General features: G+C 58.8%; 15 protein-coding genes and 1 other RNA gene. 12 read left to right on the plus strand and 4 right to left on the minus strand.

The genetic code is table 11. The features are described from left to right. Positions 1 to 67 precede the first annotated feature (67 nt). The 4 genes from prsK to B2589_RS11860 all read right to left on the minus strand — a co-directional run bounded on the left by prsK (position 68) and on the right by B2589_RS11860 (position 5,024). Complete coding sequence (prsK, locus tag B2589_RS11845) at positions 68 to 2,197, minus strand: XrtA/PEP-CTERM system histidine kinase PrsK (RefSeq protein ID WP_286816707.1); 2,130 nt, start codon at positions 2,195 to 2,197, stop codon at positions 68 to 70. Positions 2,198 to 2,306: 109 nt separating this feature from the next. Beyond that, entirely contained in the window at positions 2,307 to 3,254 is a 948-nt protein-coding gene (locus B2589_RS11850; RefSeq protein WP_286816708.1) for an SDR family oxidoreductase, read from the minus strand. Then, positions 3,254 to 4,069, minus strand: coding sequence for a lysophospholipid acyltransferase family protein (locus B2589_RS11855; RefSeq protein ID WP_286816709.1), 816 nt, complete (start codon positions 4,067 to 4,069; stop codon positions 3,254 to 3,256). The genes B2589_RS11850 and B2589_RS11855 overlap by 1 nt, the downstream gene beginning before the upstream one ends. A gap of 34 nt (positions 4,070 to 4,103) precedes the next feature. Next, positions 4,104 to 5,024: a D-hexose-6-phosphate mutarotase gene (locus B2589_RS11860; RefSeq protein ID WP_286816710.1), complete on the minus strand. Its 921-nt coding sequence runs from the start codon at positions 5,022 to 5,024 to the stop codon at positions 4,104 to 4,106. Positions 5,025 to 5,133: 109 nt separating this feature from the next. On the opposite strand from B2589_RS11860, the gene B2589_RS11865 reads away from it, so the two are divergent. From B2589_RS11865 to B2589_RS11920, 12 genes are all read left to right on the plus strand, one after another. Beyond that, entirely contained in the window at positions 5,134 to 5,895 is a 762-nt protein-coding gene (locus B2589_RS11865) for a 2OG-Fe(II) oxygenase (protein ID WP_414673955.1), read from the plus strand. Between the two features lie 80 nt (positions 5,896 to 5,975). After that, positions 5,976 to 6,072, plus strand: an RNA gene (ffs, locus tag B2589_RS11870) — signal recognition particle sRNA small type. 195 nt (positions 6,073 to 6,267) lie between these two features. After that, positions 6,268 to 7,197, plus strand: a complete 930-nt coding sequence (locus B2589_RS11875; RefSeq protein WP_414673956.1) for an esterase/lipase family protein — start codon at positions 6,268 to 6,270, stop codon at positions 7,195 to 7,197. Positions 7,198 to 7,431: 234 nt separating this feature from the next. Beyond that, entirely contained in the window at positions 7,432 to 8,283 is an 852-nt protein-coding gene (locus tag B2589_RS11880; RefSeq protein WP_286816712.1) for a lipase secretion chaperone, read from the plus strand. 71 nt (positions 8,284 to 8,354) lie between these two features. Then, positions 8,355 to 10,229 (plus strand): DNA polymerase III subunit gamma/tau, encoded by a 1,875-nt coding sequence (gene dnaX, locus B2589_RS11885; protein WP_286816713.1) that lies wholly within the window; start codon positions 8,355 to 8,357, stop codon positions 10,227 to 10,229. A 4-nt stretch (positions 10,230 to 10,233) separates the two neighbouring features. Continuing rightward, positions 10,234 to 10,557: a YbaB/EbfC family nucleoid-associated protein gene (locus B2589_RS11890; RefSeq protein ID WP_022989044.1), complete on the plus strand. Its 324-nt coding sequence runs from the start codon at positions 10,234 to 10,236 to the stop codon at positions 10,555 to 10,557. Positions 10,558 to 10,589: 32 nt separating this feature from the next. Then, entirely contained in the window at positions 10,590 to 11,192 is a 603-nt protein-coding gene (gene recR, locus B2589_RS11895; RefSeq protein WP_022989043.1) for a recombination mediator RecR, read from the plus strand. Between the two features lie 14 nt (positions 11,193 to 11,206). Beyond that, positions 11,207 to 12,358, plus strand: a complete 1,152-nt coding sequence (locus tag B2589_RS11900; RefSeq protein WP_286816714.1) for a ribonuclease D — start codon at positions 11,207 to 11,209, stop codon at positions 12,356 to 12,358. Further along, on the plus strand, positions 12,355 to 12,648 hold the full coding sequence (locus B2589_RS11905) for a YcgL domain-containing protein (RefSeq protein WP_286816715.1): 294 nt from the start codon (positions 12,355 to 12,357) through the stop codon (positions 12,646 to 12,648). The genes B2589_RS11900 and B2589_RS11905 overlap by 4 nt, the downstream gene beginning before the upstream one ends. After that, positions 12,645 to 13,091 (plus strand): YcgN family cysteine cluster protein, encoded by a 447-nt coding sequence (locus B2589_RS11910; RefSeq protein WP_199457414.1) that lies wholly within the window; start codon positions 12,645 to 12,647, stop codon positions 13,089 to 13,091. Before B2589_RS11905 ends, B2589_RS11910 begins: the two co-directional genes overlap by 4 nt. Beyond that, positions 13,091 to 13,435, plus strand: coding sequence for a hypothetical protein (locus B2589_RS11915; RefSeq protein WP_286816716.1), 345 nt, complete (start codon positions 13,091 to 13,093; stop codon positions 13,433 to 13,435). The genes B2589_RS11910 and B2589_RS11915 overlap by 1 nt, the downstream gene beginning before the upstream one ends. Before the next feature lie 31 nt (positions 13,436 to 13,466). Beyond that, positions 13,467 to 14,309 carry an AAA family ATPase gene (locus B2589_RS11920; protein WP_199457413.1) on the plus strand — a complete coding sequence of 281 codons (843 nt, stop codon included), beginning with the start codon at positions 13,467 to 13,469 and terminating at the stop codon, positions 14,307 to 14,309.

The following is a 14,309-nucleotide window of genomic DNA, read 5'->3' on the forward strand; positions in this document are numbered from 1 at the left end:
TTACGATTCTTAACTTAATATTGACGGTTTGCAATGTTTGAATTTGTGAAAGTCTGCAAAACGTCAATTAGTTGACGCCTTGTTTGGGTGTGGGGTTCGTAGTGGCCGGCAAATACTTGGCGTTCTGCTGGGTAGAAGCCGCAACAGGTAAGCGGACAGAGAAGCAGGAGCCCACGCCCGGCTCACTGGTTACATCAATACTGCCCCCGAGTTCCCGGATGTATTCCCGGGCCTGGTAGGCGCCAATTCCCATGCCGGTCAGCCCCTTGGTGCTGGCAAAGGGTTTGAAGAGCTGGGTGCTGATAAACTCTTCGGTCATGCCGCAGCCGGTGTCCTGGATAAACATCACAACGTTGCCCCTGGCAGGCTTGAGGTTGATGGTGATCTCGCCATCGGGCGGGGTGGCATCCTGCGCGTTCTGGATCAGGTGGCCCAGCACGCTGCGAAGCTGCTCCTTGTCGGCCCGAACCATGATGGGGGCCGGATTGCCCATCAGGCGGGGTGCGGGGCTGCGTCGGCTGTTGTGTTCGATTAATTCCTCAAGCAGCCCGGTCAGGTCCAGGCTGGTATCGGTGGCCTGGTCCGGAGTGGTATGTGGCTTCCGGATGTGGTCTACCAGGTTTGACATTTTGCGAACCGCGTGGTCTGTGGTTGCAATCATGTCGTCAATGAACGCTGGATTGTCCCGGTGCTTCGGCGCGTTTTTCACCAGCAGGGAGAGCTGGGCGATCAGGGTTTTCAAGTCATGCACCATAAACGCGGAGGCCCTGTTTAAAGCCTCGAACTGCATAGCGCGGGACAACCGGTTCTGGGCATCAGTCTGGGCCAGCAGGTTACAGGTTTGCCGGGCCACCACTTTGATCAGGTCAAAGTTTTCCCAGTTCAGCTCTACGTGAGCATAGGGCTTGCCAACCAGGGCGATCCCGTACAGTTCGTTACCAAGGTAAAGCGGTATCACCAGCCAGGCATCCGGGGTGTTCCGGATTATGTCCGGCAGCTCCATCAGGTCATACCGGATAGGGTCTTCCTGATACTCCTGAAGGTCGATAATCCATTCCTGTGCCCGGAAAAAGCGCACCAGGTCGGAATCGTCGTCAATAATGGTGTATCGGGGAGTGGCCAGGTTGGCGCTGGCCTTCATTGCATAACCGGCCTGGTCATCTTTCAGCCAGATAGCCCCGGAGTTGCTTTCCACCAGCCCGGCCAGAATTCGAATCACCCGCTCCGGCAAGGGTGGTTCGTCACTGAGATTGGCCAGTTCCCGGGTCATTTTCAGCCACTCTTCACGATAATCGTATTTGTAGTCGAAGAAGTTCTGGCTGATAAACACCATCAGGCGGGCGCGCACCCGGCGGGACATCAGCAGGGTGACCAGGAAAGCTATGGACACGGTAATTAACAGCACCTGCAGGGCCTCGCCCCACTGGCCCCCAAAGGCCCGCACATAGTAACCGCCGACGGCCAGCAGGAGCAGGTAGCCGGCTGCCAGAATCAGGGTGCCGGCATGGAAAACGGCGGAGCGGGATAGCTGGAAGTCGACCGGTTGTTTCCGGGTGTTGATCACATTGATGGCAAACAGCGGCATCAGCGCCGCATTCACAAAGCCCCGGGCATTCCAGAATGCCTCAGATACCTTGCCGAACAGAAGGGCATCGGCGTACATGAAAAAGTCGAAAGCGAACAGGGTCGCTATGCCAATACAGAGGTATTTAAGGCTGGAGCGGCCAAAAGCGGGGGAGTTTCTCCAGATCTGTTCAACCAATGAAAGCCCGAGCAAAGACAGGGCAATCTGGCCCAGCAGCATGGTTTTGCCGTTGACGATATCAACATTGAAGACAAATTCGATGGCGCCGAGGGTTATCAGTGTGACGATAAGCACAAAGGTCGCCGCACCAAGCACCTTCTTCATCTGGCCTGCCAGCCGGCCTTGCCGGAAGGCGGTTCGAAGCATGGCAAACAGCAAGAGGATCCAGGCGGTGTCGCGCAGTAATTCCAGCAGATAGCGGATCAGGAACCCTGGGTGGCCCCAGATATCCTGCGCCACCAGTGTGCCGGCCCAGAGGGTGGTCACGAAGGCAGCCAGGAACAGCCCGCGGTCGATATCCCGGCGCAGGTAGCGGGTGGCAACAAATACAGACAATACCGCGAATACTGCCGCGGCAGAGCCATAGCTGATCAGGCTGAAGTCCCTGAGCATCCGGTCAATCCTTGAACCGTAGTTCTGTACTTATTTTGTACAGAGTATCCCTGTTCGCCGCTTTCCGTCTATCAAATTCCGGAAAATCGGCGCCCGTTCACCGTCAAGGTTACACCGGGCGCTTGTTGTTGCGGTAGTAGCGGAAGATTTCTTTCAGGGGGCGCTTGGGCTTGAAGCCGAACTCCCTGGCAAAGGCTCGCCCGTCAATCACCACCGGGTACTTGAAGAAAGCCAGCAGGTAGTGTGGGAAGCTTTTCAGGTTCAATAGCCGGGCAATGGCTTTCGGCACAATGGGTGGCACAGACAGAATCGGAATGCGCTTGCAGCCGCACATTTTCAGGGCTTGCTGGTAGGCTACCCAATCGTGGGGCGCCACGTTGAATACGCCTTTAACCGGCTGTTGCCAGGCCAGCACGATGGCATCGGCCATGTCGTCAATATGGATGAACTGCATCATCGGCGAAAAACCTGCCAGCACCGGCGCCCGTTCACTGGAGAGCAGGGCGCTCATGGTGTTGCGTACACCCGGGCCGACGATGTTGCAGGGCCGCAGAATGGTGATGTTCAGCTCCGGATACCGCCACAGGTAGATGTTGGCCAGGTTTTCCAGTTCCACGGAATCCACCAGGTCTGCGCTCAGCCCGGCACTTTTCAGGGGGGCTGCCTCGTCAATCAGCGCCGGGTTGTAGGCCATGGCGCCATACACGTGGAAGGTGGAGAGGATAATCACCCGTTTGATGCCGTATTTGTGGGAGAGGTCCAGTAGCCTCTGGGTGCCCAGTACGTTGGCGTTGTAGCGGCGCATCCGGGTCAGTTCGCTGGTCATCAGCCGGCCCAGGTGGATAACGCCGTCAAACCGGTATTGCCGGAACAGGTCCTCGAAGCCGCGTTTGTTCAGGTCGATGCAGTAGCTGGGAATGTCATCGCCCAGGTACACCTGCTGCCGGAAGTCCACCGCGACAATGTCGCAGTTATCGCTCAGGCGGTTAATGACTTGCTGGGTGAGGGCGCCGGCTGCACCGGTCACCAGGATTCTGGGCTTGCGTTGCTCAGACATCAGAACAGCCCCTCCCGCTCGCTCAGGCCTTTGTCGATCAGTTTGCGGATTTCTGTCTTGACCGCTTCAACGCGCTCGGTCACCTGTTCTTCCGGAATCTCGCTGTTGTCGAAGTACATGGGTTCGCCAAAGTTCAGGCGCACTTTCACCGGGAAGATCACCGGTAGCGCCACCGGTACGTAGGGCACGCCCAGCGCCTTGGCCAGGGGTTTGATGTTGGCAATGGCCGGAATGGTTTCTTCGCAGCCGACAACGCCCACGGGCACAATTGGGGTGTTGTATTTCATCGCCAGATGCATGAATCCGTTGCCAAAACGTTGGAGCTGGTAGCGGTCCCGGTAGAGTTTGCCGGAGCCCCGAACCCCTTCAGGGAAAACGATGACGGCTTCATCGTTCTCCAGCATCTTGGCGCAGTTGATGGGGTCGCCCAGCACGGCGCCCACATCGTTGAGCAGGTTGCCCAGCCATGGGACGGTCGGGAAGAAGCGCTCGATCATGGCTCTGGGTATGCGAGGCTGGTCCGGGCGGGAAGCCAGCGCATAGCCGATCAGCAGGCCGTCCAGGGGCAGCTGGCCGGAATGGTTGGCGATCAGCAATACCGGGCCTTCCGCTGGAACCTTTTCCACGCCGGAGGCCTCTACCCGAAAGTATTTCTCGTAGATTTGCCGGGTGAGGGTGAAGCCGTACTTAACGGCATCGTTGTTGAATCCCCAGGGGTCGTAGCCAAGGCTGCCGATGGGTTTACGAATTCGGTTCAACTGCGCTTCCAGCTCCGCCGGAACCAGTCGGGATTTCAGATAAGATGCCAGGCCCATGCCCGCTCCCTGTGTTGACGATTACTTCAGGCCGTCAGCCGCGACCAATGACAACGCCGAGTGTGTGGCTTTGGCCCTCATTTAATACCCGGTAGTCCGTGGCTGCATTGGCCGTTTCGACACACACCATTTTTTGCCAGCCAGTGCCAGGAAAGTCAGAAAGTCTTAAGGCTTTCCCGGGGCCGGGGTTCCACACTACCGTGGAATCACTGCCAACAGATGTCAGTTTGCGTTTTCCCGCGGGGGTGACCAGGGTCAGTGGCTCTGCCGATTCGTAGATGCGGTCAGTTTCACCGTCGAAATAAACCGGGCCTTCCTGTTCAAAGTAGTCCCAGTCTTTCAGGGTATCCATATATTGGCTGTGGCCCAGCCCCAGTAAACGTGTGCGGCTGATGTCCGAGGTTGGCAGATAGGTGTGCAGGGCCTGGCTCAGGGCCAGCGGGTCTTTGGATAGATTGGTGGTGGTCAGGGCAATCTGGCAGCCGCGGACTGAAAAGCTGAAGGTGATCAGCGCCAGCGCATGGCCATCCCATTGGTCTGCGAAGTCGTCATTAGCATTCAGGGACAGGCTGATTTCCACTTCGTGGGCACTTTCCCGGACATCTTCCAGCCGCCAGAGGGCAGTGCGGGCGAAGCCGTGGGCTGAGGGTGTATGCACCCGTTTGCGGATCTCCGGCGGGTTGCGGGCCGGGTCGCCAAACCAGGGCCAGCACACAGGAATGCCTCCGCGGATGGCACGGCCCGGTTCAAATCGGGCGGTATCACTCAGCCACAGCCAGTTGGTGTCGTCGTTTACGGCAAAGTGGGTGAGGTGCGCGCCCTGCAGAAACACTGTAGCGCTGAATACCGGATGATGAACCTCCAGGGCTTCCAGCTGGCCAATGGTTTTCCAGCGGGTGAACGACCATTGGCCCGGGGTGACGGAGACCGGCGGAGTGTGGCTGCTTTCAGGCATGGCGGGTGGTTTTTCCTTAAGTGTATCTTCTTATCCGCAGAGTAAATTAAATACGGCTTACCGGCGAGTTTGACCCTACAATAGCCGGAAAATTCCGCGAGGCCCCACCATGCATTCAGACACCGACCAGGCCATTATCATTCCGTTTCCGGACCCTGTACTGGAACGTGCTGCCGATCAGCTCGAACAGGTTGCCGGTGACGAACTGATAAGCACCGTTACCGGGGCAGATGTTCAGCCAGCGATTGATGACTTCTGGCTGGATGAGCTGGCAGATGGTTTGAGTGAATCGGCCTGGATGGAGCTGGACCTTACCCCCCGGTTGCCGGCTGGTTTGCTGGCGGCGTTGCGCAACGAAGTAGCCATCCTGGATAAAACCGAGGCCATGAGCCGCGCCGGTATCGGCCGGGGCTCGGACCTGGTGAAAGACCGCAGTGTGCGCCGCGACAAGATTGCCTGGCTGGATGGTTACAGTGAGCCTCAGCGTTTGTTGTTCGAGTGCCTGGAACAGATAAGGGAAGGTCTGAGCCGGCGTCTGTATCTGGGGCTCAAGCGGTTTGAGGCCCATTACGCCACCTATCACCCCGGCGATTTCTACAAGCGCCACCTGGACAGCTTTCGTGGCCGTGCCTCCCGGGTGGTCAGCCTGGTGTTGTACCTGAACGAGGATTGGGGGCTGGAAGATGGCGGAGAACTGCGGGTGTTCTCTGCAGCTGATTCCGGGCAGATGGTCGGGCAGGTGCGTCCGGAAGCAGGCAGGGCGGTGCTGTTCCTGAGCGAGCAGGTGCCCCATGAGGTTCTGCCGGCAAGGCGCACCCGTTACAGCATTGCCTGCTGGTTCCGGCAGGATGAAGTGCCATTACCGCTATAGGCCGTTGTAGTCCTGAAACCCTTCTGATACTATTCGCGCCGCTTTCGGGGAAATGTCCCGAAACGCCGTTATGGTGGCCCCATTGGTGCCTCCGCAACATGAAACCGTGAACCCGGTCAGGCCCGGAAGGGAGCAGCCGAAGCGGTGGATGTGTGTGCCGGGGGATTGCTGGTGGGGTCACCCCCAGATTTTTCCCTCGTTGTTCTTTCTTTCCGATTTTTCTCTATTTTCCTGTATCGCTTTGTGAACCGTTTCACAATTGAGCGTTATGTGGCCCTGTTGGCACTTATCCCTGTCTATAGTGTTTTTGGCATGCTGCCCATTGGGTATTGTGCCGTTGCCCGAACACAACAAAGACAAAAAGGGAAACACATGAAAAGTGCCAAAACAAAAGCAGTTGTAACGGCGGGTGTACTGGCGGCAGCAATGACTGCCCAGCCGGCTTCCGCATGGTGGTTCAGTAAGCAGGATACCTATACCCAGACCGAGCATCCGATTGTCCTGGTGCACGGGTTGTCAGGCTTCAATAAGCTGTTTGGCCTGGTCTCCTATTTCAACGGAGTGCCGGATGAACTGGCGGAAAGCGGGGCGGAAGTCTTTGTTCCCCAGGTGTCTGCTGCCAACTCTACCGAGATCCGTGGTGAGCAGTTGCTGGCCCAGATTGAAGAATATATAGCAGTAACCGGGGCCGAGAAGGTGCACCTGATTGGCCACAGCCATGGCGGCCCAACCATTCGCTATGTGGCGGGCGTGCGGCCAGACCTGGTGGCTTCGGTATCCAGTGTCGGTGGCGTTAACTGGGGCACCCCGCTGGCAGATACCCTGAATAACGGCAGCCTGGACGGACTGGGAGACTGGTTTTTCGGCTTGATCGATACCTTCTCAGGCGGTGGCGGCCTGCCGCAAGACACCGCAGCGGCCATCCAGTCACTGAGCACCGAGGGCAGCCTGGCCTTCAACACCGAATTCCCGGCAGGCCTTCCTTCTTCGTACTGCGGCAACGATGGTGCACAGGAGGCCAACGGTATCCGTTATTACTCCTGGGGCGGCAACAAAGCGGTCACCAATGTTCTGGACCCGAGCGACCTGCTGCTGGGTGCCCTGACTCCCGTCTTTGACGAACCCTCCGACGGCATGGTGCCGTCCTGCAGCATGAAGCTTGGCAAGGTGCTGGGTGTGGATTACCGCCACAACCACCTGGACGAAGTGAACCAGGTGTTGGGGCTGGTAGGGCCGTTTGTGACAGATCCGGTTCAGCTGTACCGGCAACAGGCAAACCGTCTCAAGAATCTTGGCCTCTGACACTGCCGATAACCGAAGGCGGGCCCCTGCGGCCCGCCACGGATCGATTTTATGAACCATAAACGATTTGCTGTATTGGCTGGCCTGCCGCTTATATTCGGAGCAGTCGGCTGGTGGCTTATGCCGGGTCCCGTCAAGACGGCCCCGGAGCCAGTCTCATCGGTAGTAGAGCAGGAGCATCAGAAACCGGCAGCTACTGCTGGTTCAACGGGTTCCGCGCTGGTGCCCGGTAATGTGAATCATCCTGCCTTACCCCGTGATGACCGCGTTTCTGACATTGAAGTGGACGGACAGGTGCGCCTTGATATGAATGGCAACCTGGTGCTGGACCGCCAGCTGCGCCGTTACCTGGATTTCTTTATCGGGCTGACGGGGGGCGCCTCCCATTACGAAACCCTGAAGGCCCGCCTGGCGTCTGAGCTCAAGGCACAGGATTTACCTCCGGAGATTCAGCGACAGGTGCTCGCCATTCTTGATGACTACCTGTCGTACCGGAAAGCAGCGGAAGCGATGGCCAGTAACGAACACCACAGCGTTGACGACGTTCGCCAGGCCCTGGGCCAGATTCATGACCTGCGCCGGGAGCATCTCGGCCCGGATGTGGCGGAAGGCTTTTTTGGTGAAGAAGAGCGCCGGTTGCAGGTGATGCTCGACCGCCAGAAGATTCTCAGCGACGAAAGCCTGACAGCTTCCGAGCGTGACCGCGCCCTGGCGCAGCTGGACCAGCTGTTGCCAGAGTATTCCCGTGAACTCCGTCGCCGGTCCCGAACCGTGGTCGAAACGGCCATGCAGGTGCAGCAACTGCGGGAGCAGGGAGCTTCGGAAGCCGAAGTGCGGGAGTTGCGTTTACAGGCCTATGGTGCGGAAGCTACCGAACGCCTGGCACGGCTCGACCAACAGCGGAATCAGTGGCAGAACCGGCTGGGTGAATACCGGCAGCAAAAGGCCCTGATCGACAATAACGAAGGCCTGGCTCCGGCCGACCGGCAGGCTGCGGTGGAAGCCCTGCGGGAACGGATCTTCACCGAAGAGCATGAACGCCGGCGAATTCGCGCCCTGGAGCGCACGGCCGGCTTGGATTCATAGCCACGTCATCCTTCTTCTGAAACCGGGTCCATGCTAGAGTTAAGCGCATTTTTCACAGCAGTTGACGGAACATGAGCTATCAGGTTTTAGCCCGGAAATGGCGCCCCCGTACGTTTGAAGACATGGTTGGGCAGGAACACGTGCTGCAGGCACTTGTTCACGCACTGGAACACCAGCGCCTGCACCATGCGTATCTGTTCACCGGTACCCGGGGTGTGGGTAAAACCACCATTGGCCGCCTGCTGGCCCGGTGCCTTAACTGTGAAACCGGCATTACTCCGAACCCCTGCGGCGAATGTGACAGCTGCAAGGAGATCCTGGAAGGCCGGTTTGTCGATCTTATCGAAATCGACGCCGCATCCCGCACCGGCGTGGATGACATGCGCGAACTGACCGATAACGTTCAGTACGCACCCAGTCGTGGCAGGTTCAAGGTGTACCTCATCGACGAGGTGCACATGCTCACCAACCAGTCCTTCAATGCGTTTCTGAAAACCCTGGAAGAGCCGCCGGAGCACGTGAAGTTCCTGCTGGCCACCACCGATCCCCAGAAACTGCCGGTTACCGTGCTGTCCCGCTGTTTGCAGTTCAACCTCAAACGGATGACGCCGGAACACATTGTCGGCCACCTGAAACACGTGCTGACAGAAGAAACCATTCCGTTTGAAGAGCCGGCCCTGTGGCTGCTGGCCCGGGCAGCCGATGGCAGTATGCGGGATGCCCTGAGCCTGACCGACCAGGCCATCGCCTTCGGCAACGAGAACCTCAGTGCCAGCGATGTCAGTAATATGCTGGGTACCATCGACCAGCGGGACATTGAACGGATAGTCAGTACCCTGGTAGAGCGGGACGGCCCCGGGTTGCTGGCGGAAATCAGTCGGATTTCCGAATTTGCGCCGGATTACGGGGTCATCCTGGCCGACCTGCTTTCCCTGTTCCATCGCGTGACCATGGAGCAGGTAGTGCCGGGCAGTGCCGATAATGCGCTGGGTGATGCCGCCCAGGTGCAGGCGCTGGCCAGGCAGCTGAGTGCCGAAGATGCCCAACTGTTCTACCAGACCGCCCTGATCGGCCGCAAAGACCTCGCGGTAACGCCAGACGCCCGCATGGGTTTTGAAATGACCATGCTGCGTATGCTCGCGTTCCGGCCAGGGGCTGACCGTCGTGAGCCGCCAGCAGTGACTTCCGGTAACACGGAAAACACCGGCCGCGCCGAACCGGAGCCTGACCCTGGCCCGGTATCGCCCCCGGTAGCGGAACATCCGCAACCTGAGCCGCAGCCCGTAGCGCCATCTCCGGAGCCTGAACCGGCGCCTGCGCCCGCACCGGAGCCAGCGGCAGAATCCATGCCGGAACCACCGGTTATGGATACCCCGCCCTGGGAGGATGAGCCGGAACCCCCGTATTATGATGAGGTGGCGCCGGATCCAATGGTAGCGCAGGAGCCAGTCAGCGAACCGGAACCCCGTAGCCCGCAGCCGGTCGAGACACCGGAGGCTGTAATCGAGCCGGATCCGGAGCCCGAATCCGTAGCGCCTGCCGAACCGGTTAACCCGGACGGCTTTGTCTGGGAACGTGACTACCGGCAGCTGGAAATCACCGGCATGCCCGGCAACCTGGCCAGCTACAGCGCCATGGCCATGGACGGGCAAACCGTGGTGCTTACCCTGGATGAAGGCCATGCCCGGCTGCTGAACGCCCGACACGAAGAAAAAATTGTGGCGGCCTTGAGATCCTACTTTGGCGACGCCACACAGTTAAAGATAGAGCAGGGCATTCCCGGGCCCCATACTCCGGCGGCGTTTGAAGAGCGCCAGCGGGTCGCCCGGCAGAAAGCCGCAGAAGCTGCCATCCGGCAAGATCCGGTGGTGCAGAGCATCGTTGAACGATTTGAAGGACGGGTGGTAGAAGAATCCATCCGCCCCGCAGAGACAGGCAGGAGATAAGCAGATGATGAACAATATGGGCGACCTGATGAAAAAGGCCCAGCAGATGCAAGAGCAGATGCAGAAGGCCCAGGAAGAAATCGCCAAGGCGGAAGTGACTGGAGAATCCGGCGCCGGGCTGGTGAAGGTCACCATGAACGGTCGACACGACGTCAAAAAGGTAGAGATCGATCCTTCCTTGCTGTCCGAAGACAAGGAAATCCTGGAAGACCTGCTGGCCGCCGCGGTGAACGATGCCGTTCGCCGGGTAGAGGCCAACCAGAAGGACAAAATGTCCGGCATGATGTCTGGCATGGGCATGCCGCCCGGCTTCAAGATGCCGTTCTGACGCCAGCGTGCCATCGGAATTGAGGAGTATTCATGGCATTCAGCCCCCTGGTTGATGAATTGGTGGAATCACTCCGGTGTTTACCCGGAGTAGGCCAGAAAACCGCCCAGCGTATGGCCTTTCACCTGCTGGAACGGGGTCGTTCCGGCGGCACCCGGCTGGCCGGCGCTCTGAGCCAGGCTATGGACGGTGTGCGCCGCTGCGACAGCTGCCAGAACTTTTCCGATACCGACATCTGCCAGATCTGCGAAAAGCCCGAACGCCGCACCGGTACCCTGTGTGTGGTCGAGAGCCCGTCAGATCTGCTGGCTATCGAGCAGGCCGGTGACTACCGGGGCAGCTACTTTGTGTTGATGGGGCACTTGTCGCCCATCGACGGCGTCGGCCCGGAAGAAATCGGCATTGAACGTTTGCTCCGGCGGGTGCGCGAAGAAGGCGTTACCGAGCTGATCCTGGCCACCAACCCCACGGTGGAAGGTGAAGCCACAGCCCACTATATTGCCGACCGACTGGATGGCCAGAATATCCTCATTACCCGGCTGGCCCACGGTATTCCGGTGGGTGGCGAGCTGGGTTACGTTGACGGTTTTACCCTCACACACGCCTTCCGGGGCCGTAAACCCCTTTCCGAATAACTCCAGGTTTTCCTATGACAGATAGCCCATTGGCCGCACCGGTTCCCCCGGCCCCCGAGACTGTCCGCTGGCTCAGCAACCCGGCGGAGCTTGATCAGTGGCTGGAGCAGCTGGCGCCCGGCGCGCCGGTGGCGCTGGATACTGAATTTGAACGGGTCTCCACCTTTTACCCCATCCCCGGCCTGGTGCAACTGGGCGGGCAAGGGGAGTACTGGCTGATAGACCCCGACGTAGCCGAAGGCTCGGCAGGGTTCCGCACTATGCTGGCAGATCCGGCTCGCCCGAAGCTGTTGTACGCCATGAGCGAAGACCTGGAACTGTTTCGCCACTGGCTGAACGTGGCACCGGCCGGGCTGCTGGACCTGCAGATTGGCGCCGCCATGGCCGGTGCCGGGTTCTCGCTCGGTTATGCCAAACTGGTGGAAACCCTGTTCGGAGAAGTCCTCGACAAATCCGTTACCCGCTCAGACTGGGTGTCCCGCCCGCTGTCACCTGAGCAACAGCGGTACGCCATAGACGACATCCGCTTTCTGGAGCCCCTGTACAACTGGGTGATTGAAAAGCTGCAGCAGCGGAACCTGAAGCAGGCCCTGGCCGAGGAATCCCAGCGCTTTGCCGATGAAGCCGCAGGCCAGGAAGATCCGGAGCAGCATTACCTGAAACTTCGCGGTGGATGGGCTCTCACCCGGGAGCAACAGGCCGTTTTGAGGTTGCTGGTGGCCTGGCGGGAGCGGGAATGCCAGAAGGTCGACCGCCCCCGAAACCGCGTGCTGAACGATGGCCTGCTGATTGCCATCGCCGAACGCCTGCCGGGTTCACTGAGAACGCTGAACGACATCCAGGGCGTTCCCGGCGGTATCGTAAAACGCTATGGCGAGCACCTGCTGGAACTTGTCCGCGAAGGTCGGGAAGCCGATAATGCCAACCTCGAGCCAATCCCCCGGCCCCTGAGCCGGGACCAGCAAGCTGTCTATAAAAAGGTAAAGCGTTGCTTTAATAAAGTGGCGGAAGATCTTGATATTCCAATAGAACTTCTGGCTCCCAGGAAGCGTATCGAGAAGGTGTTGCAAGACGGCACCCTGGCCGGAAACGAATTTTTTCAAGGCTGGCGAGGCGAACTGCTGAAGCCGGTCGAAACCGACATCGAGGAACTTCTCAGACCATGACAGACCGTGAATTCGTTTCGGTGTTTCGCAGCAGCAAGAAGATAGACACCTATATCTACGTACGCCGCGGCCAGGTTTGGGACGATCTGCCGGAAGCATTGCGGAGCATCTTCGGCAAGCCGGTCCATTCGATGGACCTGCTGCTGACACCGGACAAAAAACTGGCCCGCACTAGCGGGAAAGAAGTCCTTGAAGCTATCCACGATAAATCCTTTTTCCTCCAGATGCCGGAAGAGCAGGAAACCTATATCGTCGATTTCAAGCGCAAGATCGAGCAGCGTCAAAAATGATTGCCGAGATTCCCTTCTGGCAGCGCAAGCGCCTGGATGAAATGACGCCGGCCGAATGGGAATCCCTGTGCGATGGCTGCGGCCTGTGCTGCCTGCAGAAGCTGGAAGATGAAGACACCGGCGAGGTGTACCATACCGACCTCGCGTGCCGGTATATGGACCTGGAAACCTGCCGCTGTACGGTTTACAGCGAGCGCCTGAAAAAGGTACCGGCGTGCACGGTGCTGACGCCGGATACGGTGAACGAGTACCACTGGATGCCGCAAACCTGCGCTTATCGCACCCTGGCAGAAGGCCGGCCGCTGGCGGACTGGCACCCGCTGCGAAGCGGCGATCCGGATTCCGTGCACAGGGCCGGTGTTTCAGTACGGGGCAAGGTGGTCTCTGAAGACGCCGTTGCCGAACAAGACTGGGAAGAACATATCATTCACTGGATTTTGTAATGATCGATACTGACGCCTCACTGGCATACGGGATTTTCTGGGCGGCTTACGCCGTTGCGTTTGTCGTGTTGTTTTACATGATGAAAGCGCTGTTCCGCCTGCTACCACTTTACGGGCTGCGCACCTTGCTGCTGGCAGCACTGGTTGTGTTGCTTCTGACCCCCGTGGAATCACCGGAAGTGGCAGGCTGGTATATCCCGGCCTGGTTGTTCGCCGGCTACGAGCTGATTCTTGGTGACATCAGCGCGGCCGGTTCCGCCATATTCAACTTCACCGTGGCATCGCTGGTGATGCTGCTGGTGTGGATACTGGATCTCGTTCGCTACCGCCTGGTACGCAAATAATTTTCATAGAAACCAAACAGGACACAGACCCATGAAATTTACCGGTACCGAAAAATACGTAGCCACCGATGACCTGCAGATGGCTGTTAACGCAGCGATCGCGCTTCAGCGCCCGTTGCTGATCAAAGGCGAGCCCGGCACCGGCAAAACCCTGCTGGCGGAAGAAATGGCGGCGGCCCTGGGCATGCGCCTGATTCCCTGGCACATCAAGTCCACCACCAAGGCCCAGCAGGGCCTGTACGAGTACGACGCGGTCTCCCGCCTGCGGGATTCCCAGCTGGGCGATGAGAAGGTCAAAGACATTCGTAACTACATCGTCAAAGGCAAGCTGTGGGAAGCCTTTGAGGCCGACGACCAGGTGGTGCTGCTGATCGACGAAATCGACAAGGCCGACATCGAATTCCCGAACGACCTGTTGCTGGAACTCGACCGGATGGAGTTCTTCGTTTACGAAACCCAGGAGTTCGTCAAAGCGAAGAAACGCCCGATTGTGGTTATCACCAGTAACAACGAAAAAGAACTGCCAGACGCCTTCCTGCGCCGTTGCTTCTTCCACTACATCAGCTTCCCGGACCACGACACCATGCAAGACATCGTGGACGTGCATTTCCCGGGGCTGCAGCAGCAAGTGGTGCGGGACGCGCTGGAAGTGTTCTTTGATGTACGCAAGGTACCGGGCCTGAAGAAAAAGCCGTCTACCTCCGAGCTGATCGACTGGCTGAAGCTGCTGATGGCCGATGAACTGTCTGCCAAGGCTCTTCAGGAAAAGGACAGCAGCTCGGCATTGCCGCCGCTGTATGGCGCACTGGTGAAGAACGAGCAAGACGTGCACCTGCTGCAGAAGCTGGCGTTCATGGCGCGCCGCCGCAACTGA

This window comes from Marinobacter sp. UBA3607 (genome assembly GCF_002375525.1).
In the GTDB taxonomy this organism is placed as follows: Bacteria; Pseudomonadota; Gammaproteobacteria; order Pseudomonadales; family Oleiphilaceae; genus Marinobacter; species Marinobacter vinifirmus.

Bases quoted from the DNA above. Each gene is read 5' to 3' on its own strand.
- B2589_RS11910 (WP_199457414.1), top strand. From the start codon at position 12,645: ATGATTGCCGAGATTCCCTTCTGGCAGCGCAAGCGCCTGGATGAAATG.
- prsK (WP_286816707.1), bottom strand. From the start codon at position 2,197: ATGCTCAGGGACTTCAGCCTGATCAGCTATGGCTCTGCCGCGGCAGTA.
- B2589_RS11855 (WP_286816709.1), bottom strand. From the start codon at position 4,069: ATGGGCCTGGCATCTTATCTGAAATCCCGACTGGTTCCGGCGGAGCTG.
- B2589_RS11850 (WP_286816708.1), bottom strand. From the start codon at position 3,254: ATGTCTGAGCAACGCAAGCCCAGAATCCTGGTGACCGGTGCAGCCGGC.
- B2589_RS11890 (WP_022989044.1), top strand. From the start codon at position 10,234: ATGATGAACAATATGGGCGACCTGATGAAAAAGGCCCAGCAGATGCAA.
- B2589_RS11905 (WP_286816715.1), top strand. From the start codon at position 12,355: ATGACAGACCGTGAATTCGTTTCGGTGTTTCGCAGCAGCAAGAAGATA.
- dnaX (WP_286816713.1), top strand. From the start codon at position 8,355: ATGAGCTATCAGGTTTTAGCCCGGAAATGGCGCCCCCGTACGTTTGAA.
- B2589_RS11920 (WP_199457413.1), top strand. From the start codon at position 13,467: ATGAAATTTACCGGTACCGAAAAATACGTAGCCACCGATGACCTGCAG.
- recR (WP_022989043.1), top strand. From the start codon at position 10,590: ATGGCATTCAGCCCCCTGGTTGATGAATTGGTGGAATCACTCCGGTGT.
- B2589_RS11900 (WP_286816714.1), top strand. From the start codon at position 11,207: ATGACAGATAGCCCATTGGCCGCACCGGTTCCCCCGGCCCCCGAGACT.
- B2589_RS11875 (WP_414673956.1), top strand. From the start codon at position 6,268: ATGAAAAGTGCCAAAACAAAAGCAGTTGTAACGGCGGGTGTACTGGCG.
- B2589_RS11860 (WP_286816710.1), bottom strand. From the start codon at position 5,024: ATGCCTGAAAGCAGCCACACTCCGCCGGTCTCCGTCACCCCGGGCCAA.
- B2589_RS11865 (WP_414673955.1), top strand. From the start codon at position 5,134: ATGCATTCAGACACCGACCAGGCCATTATCATTCCGTTTCCGGACCCT.
- B2589_RS11915 (WP_286816716.1), top strand. From the start codon at position 13,091: ATGATCGATACTGACGCCTCACTGGCATACGGGATTTTCTGGGCGGCT.